We start from the raw sequence: 20109 nt of genomic DNA, 5'->3' as shown, positions 1-20109 counted from the left end.
CGGTCCGGGATGCATATGCACCACCGACGCTGGCGCCGCGACTGCTTTGATGTGCGTTTTGCGAGGAGCCGAACATGACAGTGGATACCCCCAACCCGCACCAGCACATCCTTGAGCGCCGCCTGCCGGCCTGGACACGGAAGGCCACGCCGGAACACTGGCAGCGGCTGCACGAAAGCATCCTGCCTTCCCAGGGCCTGCCCGACAGCGAGGCGGCCTGGTTCGCCAACGCCGCGCCGCATCTGCGCGAAGCAGTCGAGGTCAGCCAGGCTAGCCTGATGCGCAGCCAACGCACATTAGCCAGGCATCTGCGGGGTTTGCAGAACATCACCGAATTCGCCGAACCTCTGCTCACCGAACGCCTGCGCATGCAGCACGGCTTGATCACGCCGCTGCGCAGTACATCACTGATCGTGGTCAAGCGACTCTATACCTTCCAGGTCTATACCACCCGCCACGAACACCGTGGCCTGCTGCAGGCCGCCCTACAGAACTTCGCTGAAACCTTCACCTTTGATCGCCACAGCGCGCTGGCCCTGGAAGGCGATTGGCAAGTGCGCGAGGGCCTGGTCACCGGTAAGACCACGCTGGGCGACAGCGACACCGAAGTCGATATCGAGTTGCCCAGCGAACAGGTCCGGATCAAGCCGCTTGCCCTGTCACCAGCGGCCTTTGCCACCACCTGCCGTGAACTGGATATCGGCCAGCGTTACCAGGCCCATCTCGATGCCTTGTTCACGCCCCCGCCCGTTCACCAGGCGGCGGGCGCCGTTCATAAGGCCCGCCTGCGCCTGGCGGCAGACTTGGCGCGCCTACGCAATCAGCTGGACGGTAAAGGTTGGGACGCGGTACAGGCGTTGCTCGACGATGGGAAGGCGCTGGCCTGCAGTCAACTGAGCCTGCTCGGCATCACCCTGCACGAGGCAATCCTGATCGATGCCGGTACAGCGGGCATGCTGCTCTTTCTACCGGGTCACGTCGACAGCCTGCGCGGCTTCGACAACCTAGATGCCTTGCACCGGCAACTGCACAGCGAACTGCAGCAGCCGTCGTTTCGCCAAGGCTTCATGGACTATGTGCCCCGCGAGGCGCAAGGCCCCTTTGCCAGCCGGCTGCGACAGAATGCCGGGGGCGACCTGCACATGCGCCGCGTACCGATCAATGCCAACCTGTATGAGTTTCTTCACGATGATCACGTGTCACGCTTGAAGCACGAAGCCCTGCAAGTGGCAGTGCCCACCGCACTGGCCGACGAGCACGCCCGCAAAGCGCGCGAGGCACTCTGGGACAGCGCCGGCCTCGACATGCTGATGATCGCCGGCCTGTTCGTCCCCATGCTGGGTACGATCATGACCGCAGTGGTGGCCTATCAACTGCTGGATGAAGCCTACGAAGGCTATGAGGCATGGCAGGTCGGTGACCGGGAACAAGCCTTCGGCCATCTCAAGTCGGTAGCCCTCAACCTGGCGGTGATCGGCGGGCTGCACATGACGGGCAAAGCGCTGAGCCGCCTGGCAACCAGCCCGTTGCTGGAGAGCCTTGACCCGGTCATGCTCGAAGACGGCAGCCAACGCCTGTGGCGACCCGACCTGACCCACTACCGCAGTGCGGTGGTGCTGCCGGCGGAACTCGAAGCCAATGCACAGGGGCAGTTCCTGCACCAGGGCCGGCACTTCATGCGCATGGATGGACACCTCTACGAGCAGCGCCTGGATATTCGCCAGGCACAATGGCGCATCGTGCACCCCGAAGACGGCGTCGCCTTCCAGCCGCCCCTCGAGCACAATGGCGCCGGCGCCTGGCGCGGCAGCCATGAGCAACCCCGCGACTGGTCGCTGGCGACCTTGGTCCGGCGCCTGGACAGCCGCCTGCAACACTTACCGGACGCGGCGCTCGAAGGCGCTGCCAGGGCCAATGGCCTGAACACCGCAGCCCTACGCCAGTTGCACCTGGCAAACAACCCACCCCCCACCGCACTGCGCGCGACACTCGAACGCCTGCCCCATGCCAAGGCCAGTGAAGGCGTCGAGCAAGCCGCACTGGAAGGCCTGCACATTCCCGAGCTGGCCAACGTGCACAGTGAGCGTTTGATCGTCATGGCCATGGCCGATCTACCGGGCTGGTCCACCGAACTGCGCCTCGAGCTACGCGCAGCGTCCCCCGCAGGGCCTGTGCTGCTTAGCGCCGGAGCCGAAAATGCCAGCCGTACCTGCATTGTGCTCAAGACAGGTGACGGTTACGAAGCCTACCTGGGCGAGCGCCCTGTCGCGCTCAGGCAAGACACCGATTTGTGTCGAGCGATCTTGCAAGCGTTGTCTTCGGTTGACCGCCAGGCCCTGGGCATGGCCGCCAGCGGCGTCGATGAACTGCGCCGACGGATTCACCGCCTGGTCCTGGCCGAGCCCGCCGCGGCCAGACGCCTGCTGGGCAGTTATTTGCAGGGATGGGGCAACCGCGTCCGGTTACCTGGCGGCATGGAGGAGCCAGCGCTTGAGCCCCCCCGCATCGAAGTCGGCGCGCTCTTTCGCCGCTACCGACAGCTGTACCCTGAGGCCGCGGACTACCAGGTCAACGAACAGTTGGGCCAGTGGCTCGAGGCCGGCCTGAGTCCGGAACGGCAACTTGGAGATTTAGAGCAACAGTTGCGGGAGTTCCGTGACCAGATGCGCGATTGGGCCGGCAATGACCCATTGCGCCATGCCGCCGGGCGAAGGTTGGTCAGCAACTGGCAGCGCATGACGGAGTTTTCCCAAGAGGAACGGCTTGCCATTCACCAGATCAGCCTGGTCGACCTGGCACTGACCAACGAGGACCTGGCGGCCCTGGCATTGCCAGACCGTTTTACCCATATCGAGCGAGTCGACCTGGGCGCGAACCCCGGCTTGAGCCAATTGCCTGCCGAGTTTCTGGAACGGTTCCCAAGGTTGCAACGTATGCATCTGGTCGGTTGCGGTTTCGAGCAGTTGCCAGCAATTGCCGTGCCGCAAACATTGGAGTGGCTCGACATGCAGGGTAACAACCTGGTCTGGAACGACGTGAACCAAGCCGCTCTGGATCGTCTTGGCGCGCTTCGAATGCTGGACTTGTCGCACAACCCGCTGGCCCGCAGCCCCGACCTCAACCGCCTGCGCGAACTGGATGTGCTCAACCTCAACAGTTGCGAACTCGTCGATTGGCCCAACGGTATTCGTAGCGATGAAGATTGGCGCCCCGTCGTCTTCGACCTGCGAGACAACCGCTTCGCCAGCTTGCCGCAGGATCTTCAGCTATCGAGGGTGGCGGCCCAGAACCTGTGGCTGGAAAGCCCCGACCTCAGCGAGCGGGTCAGCCAGCAGATCCAGGCCTATTACGTTCAGCACGGTATCGACTTGCTGGTTGCCGACGCCGACTACGAGGAAATGCTGGAGCATACCGATGCCGGCGACTGGACCATCTGGAACGCACTGCCGCTGCAATACCGGCGCGAGCTACGTGGACTGCAGGATCAGCCGGACTATGATCAAGCCCGATTGTGGCAGCGGCTGCGCACTTTTGCAGATCCGCGAGTCATGGATTATGGCCTGGCGATCGGTGCCATGAGGCTGCTGGAGGCCGAGACGTTCCCGCCGCCGTTCGAGGAATGATCGGCAACGACGGCTCCAGGCTGGTAATTTGATGATGGTCGGCGCATGCTCGCAAGCTGAAGCGTTTCATCATCCGGATTTGAGAGGTGCATTACCCATGGACCGTCTGCTCGACTCGCTGTTCCCCACCCTCGAGGATATCCCCGAAGCCTGGCGCCTTGGCTCGCCCCTGGAGCAACGTGACTATCTGGTCAACGGTGAGCTGCGGCACTGGGACGGCCCGTTGGCCACCGTGCGCAGCCCGGTCTGGCTCGAGGAAGGCGGCAGTGAGCGCCAGGTCATCCTCGGCAGCGCCCCCCTGCTCGACGCCGAAACGGCGCTCACCGCCCTCGACGCGGCCGTGGCCGCCTACGACAAGGGCCGCGGTGCCTGGCCGAACATGCGCGTGGCCGAGCGTATCGGGCATGTCGAAACCTTCCTGGCGCGCATGCGCGAGCAGCGCACGGCGGTGGTCAAACTGCTTATGTGGGAGATCGGCAAGAACCTCAAGGATTCGGAGAAGGAGTTCGACCGCACCTGCGACTACATCGTCGACACCATCGAGGCGCTCAAGGACCTCGACCGTCGCTCCAGCCGCTTCGAGCTCGAACAGGGCACCCTTGGCCAGATCCGCCGCGCCCCGCTGGGCGTGGCGCTGTGCATGGGCCCGTACAACTACCCGCTCAACGAAACCTTCACCACGCTGATCCCGGCGCTGATCATGGGCAACACCGTGGTGTTCAAGCCGGCCAAGTTCGGCGTGCTGCTGATCCGCCCATTGCTCGAAGCCTTCCGTGACAGCTTCCCGCCCGGGGTGATCAACGTCATCTACGGGCGCGGCCGCGAGACCGTCAGTGCGCTGATGGCCAGCGGCAAGGTCGACGTGTTCGCTTTCATCGGCACCCACAAGGCCGCCAGCGACTTGAAGAAGCTCCACCCACGCCCGCACCGCCTGCGCGCGGCGCTGGGCCTGGACGCCAAGAACCCCGGCATCGTCCTGCCCCAGGTCGACCTCGACAACGCCGTCGAAGAGGCCGTCACCGGCGCCCTGTCGTTCAACGGCCAGCGTTGCACCGCGTTGAAGATCCTGTTCGTCCACGAGGACGTGGTCGAGGCATTCCTCGACAAGTTTCAGCGCAAGCTCGCCGCCCTCAAGCCCGGCATGCCCTGGGAGCCCGACGTGGCGCTGACGCCGCTGCCGGAACCCGGCAAGCTCGACTACCTCGACGGCCTGGTGGCCGATGCCACCGCCAAGGGTGCCAGGGTGCTCAATGAAGGGGGTGGGCAAAGCCGAGGCTCGTTCTTCTACCCCGCCCTGCTCTACCCTGTCAGCCAGGACATGCGCGTCTACCACGAGGAGCAGTTCGGCCCGCTGGTACCAGTGGTGCCCTACCGTGACCTGCAGACTGTGATCGACTACGTGCTCGACTCCGACTACGGCCAGCAGCTAAGCCTGTTCGGCAACGACCCGCAGACCATCGGCGCGCTGGTCGATACCTTCGCCAACCAGGTCGGCCGGATCAACCTCAACGCCCAGTGCCAGCGTGGGCCGGATACCTATCCGTTCAACGGCCGCAAGAACAGCGCCGAAGGGACCTTGTCGGTGCATGACGCATTGCGCGTGTTCTCCATTCGCACCTTGGTCGCTACCAAGTTCCAGCAAGCGAACAAGGAGTTGATCAGCGAGATTATCCGCAACCGGCAGTCGAGCTTCCTGACCACCGACTACATCTTCTGAACAATTCGCCTGATCGGGGCTGCTGCGCAGCCCATTGTTTTTATAGAGAATCGATATAAAGCAAGTGTCGATTTTCCAGGCTCATGAGCGACTCTAATCACCACGGCGTTGCAACCCACCCCACGTGAAAGGAGATTACGCAAATGGCAGCCAAGCCCATCCCCGAAGGCCAGCACAGCCTGACCCCGTATCTCGGCATCAAGGACGCCGCCAAGGCCATCGAGTTCTACAAGAAGGCCTTTGGCGCCGTCGAGATGTTCCGCCTCGAAGGCCCTGACGGCAGCATAGGCCATGCCGAGTTGAAAATCGGCGACTCCTCGCTGATGCTCGGCTCGCCCTGCGACATGGAGGGCGGCCTCAAGCCCAGCGAGACCATCGAGACTCCCGCAGTCGGTCTGCACCTGTATGTCGAGGACTGCGACAAAGTCTATGCCCAGGCCTTGAGCGCTGGCGCGATAGCAATACGTGAAGTCCAGGACCAGTTCTACGGCGACCGCAGCGGCACCCTGAAGGATCCGTTCAACAACATGTGGTTCGTCTCCACCCACAAGGAAGACCTCAGCCCCGAGGAAATCCGTGCCCGTGCCGCCAAACTGTTCGGCGGCCAGTGAGCGGCGGGCTCCAGGCCGCAAGCTTCAAGTTGAAAGCCGCCGCGCTTTGCTTGAAGCTTGAGGCTTGTAGCTTGGAGCTGCCCCTCAATGCGAATCATCGAAAAATCCGGCGCCCTGGTGCGCAGCCTGACCCCGGCAGAGGACGAACTGCTGGTGGACTTTGCCCGTGGCACCCTCACCGGCCCGCGCCTGTTGCAGGCTAACCAATGGCTGATGAAGATACGCAGCGCCAACCAATGGCTGGCCTGCGACTGCCGCAAGGATGCCCTGCCGGTGCTCAACGTCTCGTTGAACGGCAGCACCGGCACCCTGTTCCTGCGCAACAACCCCGAAACTCCCGAGCACACCCCAGGCTGCCCGTTCAGCAAGGATGAGCGTGAGGCCGGCGAACGCGCCGATGAAAACGCCGCCCCGGCCGCCTGGCTGGCGCCGGATGCGCCACTGCGCCTGCTCGGCGACTATCGCCGCGCCAGTGACGGCGAGGCACCCGCAACGCCGCGCGAGCCCGGCGAGCGCCGCGAACAGCAGCGCCTGCTGTCGCTGCTGCTGACCTGGATCGAGGCCAGCGGCCTGAACGTCTACGCCACCCACCTAAAAAAGGACCTCACCGCGCAGTTCGCCGACCTGCGCACTGTCGCCAGCCGCTACCCGCTGCTGGAGCGGGTGCCCGCCAGCAACTACCTGGAAACCCGCCTGGACATGAAGCACATGATGATGCTCAAGGCGCGCCTGCGCGAGGCCACGGTGTTCGGCAACCACCGTCGGCACGGCCTGCTGCTCGACTGCGTGGACCAAGTCAAGGGGCGCAAGTTGTTCAACAACCGCAGCGAGGATGGCTTCGACTTCCAGGGCCACCACCAGTACTGGGGCGGTAACCGCGCCAGCGGGCCACTGCTGGCCCTTGCGCTGTACTCTCCGGCCACCGCCGGCAGCCATTTCTACGAATTGATCCACGTCGCCAGCGTGCCGGTGCTATCGCGCGGGCATCTGTTCCCGGTGTACCGCGATGAAGAACGCGAGCCGCTCAAGGCGCTGGTGTCGCTGATCGACTGGATGGCCGGCAAGGGCGTCAAGGTGCTGATGCGCCGCCCGGTGATCGGCGGCCAGGTGATGGATGAACTGGTGCTGACGTCGGACCAGGACCGGGTACTGTCGGTGTCGCTGCTGGAGCAGCCGATCGGGCCCGAGCCGGATGCCGAGAATTTCAAGCGCTATGCCGACTTCAAGAGCCTGGACACCTTCCGCAAGTATGTGGCCGGGTTCTTCATGCGCGAACGCTGAAGGGAAGTCTCACAAGAGCCAGCCCTCGCGGCCCTTGTGGGAGCGGGCCTGCCCCGCGATGACTCGACCAGGCCAGGCTCTGTGCGAAATGCATCTGCACTCGCCCATACTGCATTGAAACGGGGCTCGGAATGCTCATGTACTCCAGTACAGTCGGGCGCGACCCCGGCCGTTCCTCCCCCGTTTCGCCTTGTCTGGCCTTCGCGCAGACACATTTCGTACAGACCCTAGAACGCCGCCTTGAAGATCGTTTCGATCTCCACCTGGCTGGCCACCCGTGGATTGGTCAGCCCGCAGGCATCCTTCAACGCATTGGCCGCCAGCACCGGTACATCCTCGACCTTGGCCCCCAGTTCCGCCAGCCCGGCCGGGATGCCGATGGCCGCCGCCAGGTGCTCGATGGCCGAAATCGCAGCGCCGGCCCCCTGCTCGGCGTCCAGCGCGCAGACCTTCACCCCCATGGCCTTGGCCACATCACGCAGGCGCGCGGCGCTGACCTTGGCATTGAAGCGCTGCACATGGGGCAGCAGCACCGCGTTGCACACGCCATGGGGCAAGTCGTAGAAGCCACCCAGCTGGTGGGCCATGGCATGTACATAGCCCAGCGAGGCATTGTTGAACGCCATGCCCGCGAGGAACTGGGCGTAGGCCATGTTCTCCCGCGCCACCAGGTCACCGCCGTCGGCAACCGCCTGGCGCAGGTTGGCACTGACCAGACTGATGGCCTTCAGCGCGCAGGCATCGGTGATCGGCGTGGCGGCGGTGGACACATAGGCCTCGATGGCGTGGGTCAAGGCATCCATGCCCGTGGCCGCGGTGAGCCCCTTGGGCATGCCGACCATCAGCGCCGGATCGTTCACCGACAGGATCGGCGTGACGTTGCGGTCGACGATGGCCATTTTCACGTGGCGCGCCTCGTCGGTGATGATGCAGAAGCGAGTCATCTCGCTGGCGGTGCCCGCCGTGGTGTTGATCGCGATCAGCGGCAGCTGCGGCTTGCTCGAGCGGTCAACGCCCTCGTAGTCGCTGATATGCCCGCCGTTGGTGGCGCACAGCGCGATGCCCTTGGCGCAGTCGTGGGGCGAGCCACCGCCCAGGGAGATCACGCAGTCGCAGCCCTCGCGACGCAGCATCGCCAGGCCCGTCTCGACGTTGGCGATGCTCGGGTTGGGCTTGGCGCCGTCGAAGACCCGCGAATCGATGTCGCGCATGGCCAGCATGCCGGCTATGCGCTCGGCCACACCGGCCTTGGCCAGCCCGACGTCGGTGACGATCAGCGCCTTGCGCAGGCCGTAGCCGGCAATCGCCGCCATCGCCTCTTCCAGGCAGTCGATGCCCATGATGTTTACGGCGGGGATGAAGAACGTGCTGCTCATGGCCGGGGTCCTCTCAGGCTGACGGTAGGTTGTCAGCATCCGCCGGAATGGACAGGTGGGCATTGATCCAGCGCAAGCCGGCCTACCCCATGAACAACCGATACGCCGGGTTCTCCGTCTCGTCCCAGTACTGGTACCCCATCTCGTCCAGTGCCCGTGGCAGCCCGGCCAGCTCGTCCTCGGGCACTTCCAGCCCGGCGAACACCCGCGCTTGTGCCGCGCCGTGGTTGCGGTAGTGGAACAGGCTGATGTTCCAGCGCTTGCCCAAGCGTTCGAGGAACCCCAGCAATGCGCCCGGGCGCTCGGGGAACTCGAAGCGCAGCACGCGCTCGCCGGCGCCGGGTGCCGCGTGGCCGCCGACGGTGTGGCGCACATGCAGCTTGGCCAGTTCGTTGTCGGTCAGGTCGAGCACCTGGTAGCCCTGTTCGCCCAGGCTGGCCAGCAACTGTTGCCGCGGATCCTGCTGCGGGTGGGTCTGCACGCCGACGAACAGGCGCGCCTCCTTGCCAGGGTAGTAGCGATAGTTGAACTCGGTGATCTGGCGCTTGCCCAGGGCCAGGCAGAACGCGCGGAAACTGCCGGGACGCTCGGGGATGGTCACGGCGATGATCGCCTCGCGCTGCTCGCCCAGTTCGGCGCGCTCGGCCACGTGGCGCAGGCGGTCGAAGTTGACGTTAGCGCCCGAGTCGATGGCCACCAGGGTCTGCCCTTGCAGCCCTTCGCGGGCCACGTAGCGCTTGATACCGGCCACTGCCAGGGCCCCGGAAGGCTCGGTGATCGAGCGGGTGTCGTCGTAGATGTCCTTGATCGCGGCACACAGTTCATCGCTGCCGACCGTCACCACCTCGTCGACGAAGTGGCGACACAGCTCGAAGCAGTGCGCCCCCACCTGCGCCACCGCCACCCCGTCGGCAAAGGTGCCGACCTGCGGCAGGACCACCCGCTCGCCTGCGGCCATTGCGGCCTGCAGGCAGTTGGAGTCTTGCGGTTCGACGCCGATCACCTTGACCTCCGGGCGCAGGTACTTGACGTAGGCGGCGATCCCGGCGACCAGGCCACCGCCGCCGACGGGGACGAAGATCGCATGCAACGGGCCCGGGTGCTGGCGCAGGATCTCCATGGCCACGGTACCCTGGCCGGCGATGACGTCGGGATCGTCGAACGGCGGTACGAAGGTGGCGCCGTCGCGATCGGCCAGTTGCAGGGCATGGGCCAATGCGTGCGGGAAGCTCTCGCCGTGCAGCACCACATGGCCACCCCGTGAGCGCACGCCTTCGACCTTGAGCGAAGGGGTGGTGGTCGGCATGACGATGGTGGCCTTGATGCCCAGGTGCGACGCGGCCAGGGCCACACCCTGGGCATGGTTGCCGGCCGAAGCGGTGATCACGCCGCGGGCGCGCTGTTCGGGAGTCAGCCGTGACAGACGGGTGTAGGCGCCGCGGATCTTGAAGGAGAACGTCGGTTGCAGGTCTTCGCGCTTGAGCAGGACCTGGTTGCCCAGGCTGGCCGACAGGGCCGGCGCCGCTTGCAAGGGGGTTTCGATGGCCAGGTCGTAGACCGGCGCCGAGAGAATCCGGCGCACTTGCTCGGACAGCAGTTGCCGGGGGGTTGCCGGGGTGCGAGGGGTGGCGCTGAAACTGGTCATCGATGACTCCTGGTTTTTTTGTCGTGCCCAGGAGTCAGAGAGAAGAAACCCGCCTCCAGGGCGGGTTCAGTGCATGTGTGCGCTAGCCCGCCAATCTGATAATGGCGGTAATAATGCTGAGGGCGCTGTACTGCGGGAATAGGTTCATGGGCTGGGAAACTAGCGTGTGGCGCGAGAAAAAGTCAAGGCTTGGCGCTACCGCCCTTGTCGATGCTCACGAAGTGCCTGCCCAGTCGCAGATGAAATCCAACCGCAGATACGACGAAAAACTGCACAATTGATAGTCATTCGCCATTAACTCGTTCTCGGAACCCCCGCCCGGGGGTAGAATGCCGCAAAACCGGGAGCCGCGATGAACCACGACCGCCACATTCCAAGCGAAGACGATGCAATCACCGATGCCGCCGCGCATTGGTGCATGCGCCTGCACGCCGACGATTGCACGGCGGTCGAGCGCGAGGCGTTCGGCCAGTGGTTGGCGGCCGACCCGCGGCATGCCGAGGAATACCAGGCGATGCTGGAGATCTGGGACACCGCCGACCTGCTGCCGCGCAGCGCCCAGGTGGTCCCGCTGCCCGTGCGGCGCCCGGTGGCGACGCGCCAGTGGCGCCCGTTCGCCTCCGCCGCAGCTGTCGCCCTGCTCGCCCTGCCGCTGGCCGGCTGGGTCGGCTGGGAACAGGGTTGGCTGCCCAACAGCTACCAGCATTTCGAAGCCAGCGACCACCTGCGGCAGGTGCGTCTGAGCGACGGCAGCAGCGTCGAGCTGAATCTCCACAGCGAGCTGCGCTTCCTCAACTTCAAGGATGAGCGCCAAGTCACCCTGATCAAGGGCGAGGCGTTCTTCAAGGTCACCCACGACAGCAGCCACCCGTTCATCGTCCACGCCGCAAACGGCCAGACCCGGGTCACCGGGACCCAGTTCAACGTGTGGAAATACGAAGACCAGGTCAAGGTGACGCTGGTGGAAGGTTCGGTGCTGGTCAGCAGCGGTGGCAACGCCGGCGGCTATCGCCTTGGCCCGGGCATGCAGGCCAGCTACCACAAGGGCGATTTCGAGCCCGAGCTGAACCAGAGCGACGACTACGCCAACAGCCTGGCCTGGCGCAGTGGCAGGCTGGTGCTGGACAACCTCAGCCTCGGCCAGGCGTTGCCAGTGATCAATCGCTACCTGGACAAGCCGCTGATGCTGGCCGACGACAGCACCGCGAGCATTCGCATCAGTGGCGTCTACAGCACCCGCGAGGTCGAACGCCTGGTCGACACGCTGCCCAAGGTGCTGCCGGTGTACCTGACCCGCAGCAAGGACGGCAGTACCGTCCTCAACCGCATCGTGCCAGCGCCGACCCGCGGCTGACCAGGGGCCGCCTGTGCTCCCCAGCGGCGCGTGGGAGCGATGCACCATATGGCACCGGCTTCGCCGGTGATCGCGGGGCTAGCCCGCTCCCACGCTGGCCCCTCGGAATCAGAGCGTCATCGCCGCAAACCAGCCAAACGCCAGCAGCGGTAGGTTGTAGTGCAGGAACGTCGGCACCACGGTGTCCCAGATATGGTGGTGCTGGCCATCCACGTTCAGCCCGGAGGTCGGCCCCAGGGTCGAGTCCGAAGCCGGCGAACCGGCATCACCCAGGGCACCGGCAGTACCGACGATGCATACGGTGGCCAGCGGATCGAAGCCCAGCTGCACGCACAGCGGCACGAAGATCGCCGCCAGGATCGGCACGGTGGAGAACGACGAGCCGATGCCCATGGTCACCAACAGACCCACCAGCAGCATCAGCAAGGCACCAATGCCCTTGCTGTGCTCGATCCACTGCGCCGAGGTCTCCACCAGGCTTTTCACCTCGCCGGTGGCCTTCATCACTTCGGCGAAGCCGGAGGCGGCGATCATGATGAAGCCGATCATCGCCATCATCTTCATGCCTTCGGTGAACAGGTCGTCGGTGTCCTTCCAACGCACGATGCCTGACAGCGAGAAGATCAGGAAGCCGACCATCGCGCCGATGATCATCGAGTCCAGCCACAGCTGGATGATGAATGCCGCGGCGATCGCCACCGCGGCCACCAGCAGGGTCACCGGGTTGTACTGCACGCTGACTTGCTCGACCTGCTCGATCCGCGCCAGGTCGTAGTCACGTTTCTTTCGGTAGCTGAAGAACACCGCCAGCAACAGGCCGGCGAGCATGCCTGCGGCGGGAATGGCCATGGCGTGGGTGACATTGACCCCGCTCACGTCGACACCGGCGCGGGCGACGTTGGCCAGCAGGATCTCGTTGAGGAAGATGTTGCCGAAACCGACCGGCAGGAACATGTACGGGGTGATCAGGCCGAAGGTGATCACGCAGGCGATCAGCCGGCGGTCGATGCGCAGACGGGTCAGCACGTACAGCAGCGGCGGCACCAGCAACGGGATGAAGGCGATGTGGATCGGCAGGATGTTCTGCGACGACACCGCCACCACCAGCATCAGGCCGATCAGCAGCCACTTGACCTTGCCACCGTCGGCATGGCCCTGGCGATCGATCATCGCCAGCGCCCGATCGGCCAGGGCATGGGCCAGGCCCGACTTGGCGATGGCCACCGCGAAGGCGCCGAGCAACGCATACGACAAAGCCACCGTGGCACCGCCACCCAGGCCACCATTGAAGGCCTTGAGCGTGCCCTCGATACCCAGCCCACCGACCAGGCCTCCGGCCAGGGCGCCGATGATCAGGGCGATGACCACATGCACGCGGGACAGGCTCAGGATCAGCATGAGCCCGACCGCGGCAATCACTGCATTCATGGTGTGCAAACCTCGTTACGACAGACAAAAAGCGGGTATTCCGGCGACAGACTGCGCGCAGGCAGTGGCCGGACCAGGGGATGTTGTTATGAAGGGCGCACACTCTGAAGCACAGACCGGCAGAAGTCAAAAGCGTCTGCGCCGCGGCCCTATGTAGGAAATAGACGAAAGTCGCAGGGTTTAATTGAACGTTTGAATAAAGAAAAATCCGAGCACGCCGACACAGTCGGCAGCATCAAACCTATTACAAGGGATTTTCCCCATGCCTTTGCTGCGACAACTCTCCATCCAATGGAAGATCACCCTGCTGGCGGGCCTGTGCCTGGCGGCCATCGTCACCCTCCTCGTCGGCCTTTCGCTGTACCGCATGGACCACAGTTCGGACCTGGTCAAAGCCAGCAGCATGCGCATGCTCTCCGACTCGGCGCAGTCGCGCATCGAGTCCCAGGGCGAGGTCCAGGCCCTGAACATCCGCCGTCAGTTCATGGACGCCTACCAGTACGGCGCCGGTTTCGCCCGTCAGGTGCTGTTCCTGCGTGAACAGGCCGAGAAACGCTTCCTCGACGCCTACGACCTGCGCCAGGACATGACCGCCCAGGTGCGTGCCGCGCTGCAGGCCAACCCCGACCTGCTCGGCCTGTCGCTGGTGTTCGAACCGGGCGCGCTGGATGGCAAGGACAAGCTGTTCGCCGGCCAGGGCGAACTGGGCAGCAACGAGACCGGGCGCTTCGCCCTGTACTGGTCGCAGCCGCGGGTCGGCCAGCTGACCTCGATGGCGCTGCCCGAGCACGACATGGCCAACACCGAGATCGGCCCCAGTGGCCAGCCGGCCAACACCTGGTGGGTGTGCCCGCGCAGTACCGGCACCGTGTGCGTGGTCGAGCCGTACTTCTATGACATCGACGGCCAGCGCGTGCTGATGACCAGCATCGTCTTCCCGCTCAAGGCCGGCGACAAGGTCATCGCCACCCTGTCCATCGACATCAACCTCAATAGCCTGCAGGCGTTGAGCCAGACCGCCAGCCGCAGCCTCTACGAGGGCCAGACCACGGTCGGCATCCTCAGCCCCGTGGGCCTGCTGGCCGGCTACAGCGCCGATGCCGGCAAGCTGGCCCAGCGCTTCGATCAGGTCGACCGGACCCAGGGCGCGGAACTGGTGCGCAAGCTCGCCGAAGGCAAACTGCAGATCCTCCACGATCAGCAGCGCCTGAAAGTGCTGGCTGCGTTCGAGCCGATCCCTGGCGGCAAGCCCTGGGGCGTGCTGCTGGACGTGCCGGAAAGTGCCCTGACCGGGCCGGCCGAGGCGCTCAAGGTTGAACTCGACGCCCTCAACACCAGCGGCACCCTGCTCGAACTGGGCCTGGGCCTGGCCGCCGCCATCACCGGCCTGCTGCTGGTGTGGCTGATGGCCCGCGGCGTGACCCGGCCGATTCTTGGCGTGGCAGCCATGCTCAAGGACATCGCCAGCGGCGAGGGCGACCTGACCCGCCGCCTGCAATACGACAAGCAGGACGAGCTTGGCGAGCTGGCCGGCTGGTTCAACCGCTTCCTCGACAAGCTGCAGCCGACCATCGCCGAGGTCAAGCGCTCGGTCCAGGCCGCGCGCGGCACCGCCGACCAGTCCGCGGCCATCGCCGCCGAAACCAGCGCCGGCATGGAGCAGCAATACCGCCAGGTCGACCAGGTGGCCACCGCCTCCCACGAGATGAGCGCCACCGCCCAGGATGTCGCCCGCAGCGCCGCCCAGGCCGCCCAGGCCGCGCGTGAAGCCGACCAGGCCACCCGCGAAGGCCTGGCGGTGATCGACCGCACCACCACCAGCATCGACACCCTGGCCGCCGACATGAGCGGCGCCATGGCCCAGGTCGAGGGCCTGGCACGCAACAGCGAGAAGATCGGTTCGGTGCTCGAGGTAATCCGCTCGATCGCCGAGCAGACCAACCTGTTGGCGCTCAACGCCGCGATCGAAGCGGCCCGCGCCGGCGAGGCTGGCCGCGGTTTCGCCGTGGTCGCCGACGAAGTGCGCAACCTGGCGCGCCGCACCCAGGAGTCGGTAGAGGAAACCCGCCAGGTGATCGAGGCCCTGCAGGCCGGCACCCAGGAAGTGGTGGGCGCCATGGACAGCAGCCATCGCCAGGCCCAGGGCGGTGTTGAACAGGTCGGCCAGGCCGTTACCGCGCTGCAGCGCATCGGCCAGGCGGTGACCGTGATCACCGACATGAACCTGCAGATCGCCAGCGCCGCCGAGGAACAGAGCGCGGTGGCCGAGGAGATCAACAGCAACGTCGCCACCATCCGTGACGTGACCGAGTCGCTGAGCGGCCAGGCCAACGAATCGGCGCGGGTCAGCCAATCGCTCAACAGCCTGGCCAACCAGCAGCAGGGGTTGATGGATCAGTTCCGCGTTTAAGCCTTTAGAGTTGCAGTGCCTGTCAGACCGAACGCCGCGCGGGCGGCGCTCGATTTGACAGGCACTACAAAGCTATCGCCACACCCCGCAGCCCATCGCCCATAGCTGAAAAACCTCGTCGTCTACACTCTTGCCGGAACCCACGGACCGGCACCGACGAGGCCCCGATGAAGAAAGTTCCTACCCTGCTGGCCAGCCTGCTCCTTGCCTTCGGCCTGGCCAGCACCGACTCCGCCGCTGCGGCCGAGCAACCCATCCACTTCGGCGCCATCGGCTGGGAAAGCGGTGCACTGACCACCGAGATCCTGCGCCTGATCGTCGAACGTGGCTACGGCTACCCCACCGACACCCTGCCCGGCAGCACCGTGAGCATGGAAGTGGCCCTGGCGCGCAACGACCTGCAAGTGATCGCCGAGGAATGGGCCGGGCGCAGCCCCGCCTGGGTCAAGGCCGAGCAGGCCGGCCAGGTGTTCGCCCTGGGCGACACGGTAAAGAACGCGCAGGAAGGCTGGTGGGTACCGGCCTACGTCATCAAGGGCGACCCGGCACGCAACCTCGAACCGCTAGCGCCGGACCTGCGCAGCGTCGACGACCTCAAGCGCTACCCCCAGGTATTCAAAGACCCCGAGGCGCCCGACAAGGGCCGCTTCCTCAACAGCCCCAGCGGCTGGACTTCCGAGACCGTCAACAGCCAGAAACTCAAGGCCTATGGCCTGGACAGGCTGTACAACAACTTCCGCAGCGGCACCGGCGCGGCGCTCGACGCCGAGATCGCCGCCAAGATCAAGCTCGGCAAGCCCGTGCTGTTCTACTACTGGAGCCCTACTCCGCTGATGGGCCGCTACGACCTGGTACGCCTCGAAGAACCTCCGTTCGATGCAGCCGCCTGGGCCACCCTCACAGATCCCGCCAATCCTGCTCCCAAAGGCAGCCAATCGCTGCCGGCCAAGCTCTCCATCGGTGTGTCCAAGGCGTTTCGTGACGCCCACCCGGAACTGGTCGCCGTGTTCGAGAAGGTCGACCTGCCCATCGACACCCTGAACAAGGCACTCGCCCGCATGAGCGAAACCCGGCAGAAACCCCGCGACGCGGCGATCGCCTTCCTGCGTGACAACCCTGCGGTGTGGAAGGCCTGGCTGCCCGCCGAACACGCCGCCAAGGTCGAGGCCGGCCTGTGAGCGGTGGTTTTCCCGAAGCCCTGCAATTCTCTTTCGCCGCCTGGGTCAACCGTCTGGTCGACTGGTTGGTACTGCACTATGGCGATCATCTGCGCACCGTCTCCGACCAGTTGCTGCAACTGCTGCTAGGCCTGGAAAACCTGCTGCGGCTGCTGCCCTGGTGGCTGCTGCTGGTGCTGGTCGGCCTGCTGGCCTGGCATGCCAGCCGCAGCCTGGCCCGGGCGTTGATGCTGCCACTGCTGCTGGCGCTGATCGGCATGCTCGGGCTGTGGGACAAGCTACTGCAGACCCTCGCCCTGGTGCTGGTCAGCACCGGCCTGTGCGTACTGATCGGGGTGCCGCTGGGCATCCTGCTGGCCACCCGCCCGCTGGCCCGGCGCCTGATCCTGCCGGTCCTCGACGTGATGCAGACCCTGCCGGCCTTCGTCTACCTGATTCCGGTGCTGATGCTGTTCGGCCTGGGCAAGGTGCCGGCGGTGTTCGCCACGCTGATCTACGCCCTGCCGCCGCTGGTGCGCCTGACCGAACTGGGCCTGGCGCAGATCGACCCGTCGCTGCTGCAGGCCGCCCATGGCCTGGGCGCCAGCCGCTGGCAACGGCTGCGGCGCATCGCCCTGCCGCTGGCCCTGCCGAGCATCATGGCCGGGCTCAACCAGTCGGTGATGATGGCCCTGTCGATGGTGGTGGTAGCTTCGATGATCGGCGCCCGCGGGCTGGGCGAGGACGTGCTGGCCGGTATCCAGACCCTGAACGTTGGCCAGGGCGTCGAGGCGGGCCTGGCGATCGTCGCGCTGGCCATGGTGATCGACCGCATCAGCCAGGCATACGGACGCCCCGGGCGTTGAGGCGCGCATTCGCGTATCGTAGCGCCCTCGACAAGGTGAGCCTGCCACGTCAAGAACCGGAGCCCCGCGTGTCCCTCAAAGCCCTGCGCACCCTGGTCACCATCGCCCGCCATGGCACCTTCGCCCGCGCCGCCGACCTGCTCAGCCTGACGCCCTCGGCGGTGAGCCTGCACATCAAGACCCTGGAAGACGAATTGCAGGTCGCCCTGTTCGACCGCAGCCGCCGCCAGGTAATGCTGACCGAGGCCGGGCAGCTGGCGGTGGCCCGCGCCGAAGGCATCCTGGCTGCCTACGACGAACTGGCCGACACCCTGGCCAGCGGCCCGAGCCTGCGCGGTCGCCTGCGTATCGGGGCGATCCACACCGTGCTCGCCCGGCGCCTGCCCAGGGCTCTGGTGTGGATCAAGGCTCACCACCCCGAGCTGCATGTCAGCGTGGTGTCGGGCATGTCTGCGGAACTCGCCCGGCGGGTCGAAGATGGCGAGCTGGACGCGGCAATCACCACCGAACCGGTCAGCCCCTACCCGCAAAGCCTGCAGTACACGCCGCTGTTCGAGGACCGCTTCTGGGCCATCGCCAGCCCGGATCTGGCGGGCCAGAGCCTGTCGGCGCTGCTCGCCAGCCAGCCGTTCCTGCGCTTCGACAAACGCGCCTGGGCCGGCCGCCAGATCGAACAGGAACTGCGTCGTCAGCGCCTGCAGGTCAACGAGCAGATGGAGCTGGACAGCCAGGAGGCCCTGGCGCGAATGGCGGCCATGGGGCTCGGGGTGGCGGTGATCCCCATGAGCGACGACGACCTCGAACGGCTGCCAGCCGCCACCGTGCTGCCCTTCGGTGAACCGCAACTGACCCGGCGCATGGTGCTGCTGGAACATGAAAAGAGCCAGCGGCGACACCTGAGTGCGGTATTGAAGACCGCACTCGAGGCATGAACGCTGGCGAAAGCGCCGCGCAGCTGTCATGAACAATGCATTTTTTCTCAACGGTCACTCAAGAAAACACCGTTTTTTCTGCTCACTCAACTCCGCTAGTCTGTGCCCGTACCCGGCCACGGACCACCCGCCATGCTCCACCTGCTGCTCACTACGCTCGTCCCGATCATCCTGCTCATCGCCCTGGGCACCTGGCTGCGGGTCCGTGGCTTTCTCGCCGAAACCTTCTGGCCCGGCGCCGAACGCCTGAGCTATTACGTACTGCTGCCGTCGTTGTTCCTGCACGGCCTGGCCACCGCCAACCTCGACGGCGTGCCGGTACTGGGCATGGTCGGCGTGCTGATGCTCTCTACCCTGCTCGGCGCCCTGCTGCTGGTGCTCTACCAAGGCGTCGCCAGCCATGACGGCGGCGACTTTACCTCGGTGTTCCAGGGTGGCGTGCGCTTCAACAACTATATCGGCGCGACCCTGGCCTCCGGCCTCTACGGCACTGCCGGCATCGCCCTCGCGGCGGTGGCCAACGCAGCCATCGTGCCGCTGGTCAACCTGCTCTGCGTACTGGTGTTCGCCCGCTTCAGCGCACGCCACAGCTCACCGACCACGGTGCTCAAGGCGATCTTCGCCAACCCGTTGATCATCGGCTGCGCGGCTGGCCTGTTGCTGCGGGTAACCGCCCTCGGCCTGCCGGCCGGCCTGGAGCCCACGGTCAAGGCCCTGGGCCAGGCAGCGTTGCCGCTGGGCCTGCTGTGCGTGGGCGCGGCGCTCGGCGGGGCGCGGCTGGGGCAGCAGCTCAGACCGGTGCTGGCCGCGTCGCTGTTCAAGTTCCTGGTCATGCCGGTGGCCACCTGGGGCCTGTGCCGGTTGCTCGGGCTGAGTGGCCAGGCCGCGGTGGTGGCGGTGCTGTTCCAGGCGCTGCCCACCGCCTCGTCGTCCTATGTGATGGCCCGGCAGATGGGCGGCAACGCCCCGTTGATGGCCACCATCATCGCCCTGCAGACCATCGCCGCCGCCGCGACCCTGCCCCTGGTGCTGAGCCTGACACTGAATTGAACCCGAACGGCTAGACTGTGGACAGCCCTCTCGCGGAGTCTCGATCATGCGCCTTGCGTGGATGCTGTTCGGTCTGTCCCTGACCCTGTTTGCAGGCCCCCTCCTCGCCGCCGACAACCAACAGGCCGCGGTTGCCGAAGACAAGGCGCAGGTGCTCGAGGAGAAGGTGGTCGAGGATGCCCCACCTCCCAAAAAACAGGAAACCCTGACCCCCGGTGAAGTCCAGGCCGTCGACCCGGCAGGCCAGGCGCCGATGGACGACAGCATCACCTGCCTGGCCCGCACCATCTACTGGGAAGCCAAGGGCGCCGACGCCGAGGACATGAGCGCGGTGGCCAGCGTGGTGCTCAATCGCCTCGGCCACGAAGGCTTTCCCGACAGCATCTGCGCGGTGGTCAAGCAGGGGGTGGAGAGCAAGAGCTGCCAGTTTTCCTGGTGGTGCGACGGGCGCCCCGACCAGGTCGAAGAAGCGGAGCGCTACGCGGTGGCCAAGGAAATCGCCCGCAAGGCACTCAACCAGCAGCTCAAGGACCCCACCGGCGGCGCCCTGTATTTCCATGACCGCAGCGTCCACCCCGACTGGGCCAAGGCCTATCGCAAGACGGCCCAGACCACGCATTTCCTGTTCTACAAACCGAACCAGGCCCTGGCCCGCTAGA

At 65.6% G+C, this 20109-nt stretch carries 14 protein-coding genes and 1 pseudogene; 12 read left to right on the top strand and 3 right to left on the bottom strand.

Translation table 11 applies throughout. From position 1 onward, the window contains the following. The first annotated feature begins 74 nt into the window (after positions 1 to 74). From LU688_RS13090 to LU688_RS13075, 4 genes are all read left to right on the top strand, one after another. On the top strand, positions 75 to 3623 hold the full coding sequence (locus tag LU688_RS13090) for a dermonecrotic toxin domain-containing protein (protein WP_232888010.1): 3549 nt from the start codon (positions 75 to 77) through the stop codon (positions 3621 to 3623). Positions 3624 to 3720: 97 nt separating this feature from the next. Then, positions 3721 to 5340, top strand: a complete 1620-nt coding sequence (locus LU688_RS13085) for an NADP-dependent glyceraldehyde-3-phosphate dehydrogenase (RefSeq protein WP_160291183.1) — start codon at positions 3721 to 3723, stop codon at positions 5338 to 5340. A 143-nt stretch (positions 5341 to 5483) separates the two neighbouring features. Then, the gene (locus LU688_RS13080; protein ID WP_038706019.1) at positions 5484 to 5951 is read left to right on the top strand and encodes a VOC family protein; all 468 of its coding nucleotides are present in this window, start codon (positions 5484 to 5486) and stop codon (positions 5949 to 5951) included. An 87-nt stretch (positions 5952 to 6038) separates the two neighbouring features. Next, the gene (locus LU688_RS13075) at positions 6039 to 7232 is read left to right on the top strand and encodes a DUF8534 domain-containing protein (RefSeq protein ID WP_094011221.1); all 1194 of its coding nucleotides are present in this window, start codon (positions 6039 to 6041) and stop codon (positions 7230 to 7232) included. A gap of 227 nt (positions 7233 to 7459) precedes the next feature. Here the strand turns inward: LU688_RS13075 and yiaY are convergent, their stop codons facing one another. Then, positions 7460 to 8608, bottom strand: coding sequence for an L-threonine dehydrogenase (yiaY, locus tag LU688_RS13070; RefSeq protein ID WP_104443955.1), 1149 nt, complete (start codon positions 8606 to 8608; stop codon positions 7460 to 7462). An 82-nt stretch (positions 8609 to 8690) separates the two neighbouring features. Beyond that, positions 8691 to 10253, bottom strand: coding sequence for a threonine ammonia-lyase, biosynthetic (gene ilvA, locus LU688_RS13065; protein ID WP_094011219.1), 1563 nt, complete (start codon positions 10251 to 10253; stop codon positions 8691 to 8693). A 352-nt stretch (positions 10254 to 10605) separates the two neighbouring features. On the opposite strand from ilvA, the gene LU688_RS13060 reads away from it, so the two are divergent. Continuing rightward, positions 10606 to 11607, top strand: a complete 1002-nt coding sequence (locus LU688_RS13060) for a FecR family protein (RefSeq protein ID WP_094011218.1) — start codon at positions 10606 to 10608, stop codon at positions 11605 to 11607. 108 nt (positions 11608 to 11715) lie between these two features. Here the strand turns inward: LU688_RS13060 and LU688_RS13055 are convergent, their stop codons facing one another. After that, a complete protein-coding gene (locus tag LU688_RS13055) occupies positions 11716 to 13035 on the bottom strand; it encodes a Na+/H+ antiporter family protein (protein WP_094011217.1) in 1320 nt (439 codons plus the stop codon). Positions 13036 to 13297: 262 nt separating this feature from the next. On the opposite strand from LU688_RS13055, the pseudogene LU688_RS27975 reads away from it, so the two are divergent. From LU688_RS27975 to LU688_RS13025, 7 genes and pseudogenes are all read left to right on the top strand, one after another. Further along, positions 13298 to 14587: pseudogene (locus LU688_RS27975) on the top strand (methyl-accepting chemotaxis protein); the annotation flags it as partial. Between the two features lie 102 nt (positions 14588 to 14689). Beyond that, entirely contained in the window at positions 14690 to 15445 is a 756-nt protein-coding gene (locus LU688_RS27970) for a methyl-accepting chemotaxis protein (protein WP_371041468.1), read from the top strand. A gap of 167 nt (positions 15446 to 15612) precedes the next feature. After that, the gene (locus tag LU688_RS13045; protein WP_094011216.1) at positions 15613 to 16623 is read left to right on the top strand and encodes an ABC transporter substrate-binding protein; all 1011 of its coding nucleotides are present in this window, start codon (positions 15613 to 15615) and stop codon (positions 16621 to 16623) included. Further along, positions 16620 to 17468: an ABC transporter permease gene (locus LU688_RS13040; RefSeq protein ID WP_046855806.1), complete on the top strand. Its 849-nt coding sequence runs from the start codon at positions 16620 to 16622 to the stop codon at positions 17466 to 17468. The genes LU688_RS13045 and LU688_RS13040 overlap by 4 nt, the downstream gene beginning before the upstream one ends. 68 nt (positions 17469 to 17536) lie before the next feature. Beyond that, a complete protein-coding gene (locus tag LU688_RS13035; RefSeq protein ID WP_094011215.1) occupies positions 17537 to 18400 on the top strand; it encodes a LysR family transcriptional regulator in 864 nt (287 codons plus the stop codon). Between the two features lie 132 nt (positions 18401 to 18532). Beyond that, a complete protein-coding gene (locus LU688_RS13030) occupies positions 18533 to 19450 on the top strand; it encodes an AEC family transporter (protein ID WP_094011214.1) in 918 nt (305 codons plus the stop codon). 46 nt (positions 19451 to 19496) lie between these two features. Further along, complete coding sequence (locus LU688_RS13025) at positions 19497 to 20108, top strand: cell wall hydrolase (RefSeq protein ID WP_160291182.1); 612 nt, start codon at positions 19497 to 19499, stop codon at positions 20106 to 20108. Position 20109: the final 1 nt, after the last annotated feature.

It is taken from the genome of Pseudomonas soli, assembly GCF_021283165.2.
GTDB lineage: Bacteria > Pseudomonadota > Gammaproteobacteria > Pseudomonadales > Pseudomonadaceae > Aquipseudomonas > Aquipseudomonas soli.
The sequence above is the reverse complement of the archived record's forward strand: the minus strand, read 5'-3'. Positions and strand labels throughout refer to the sequence as shown.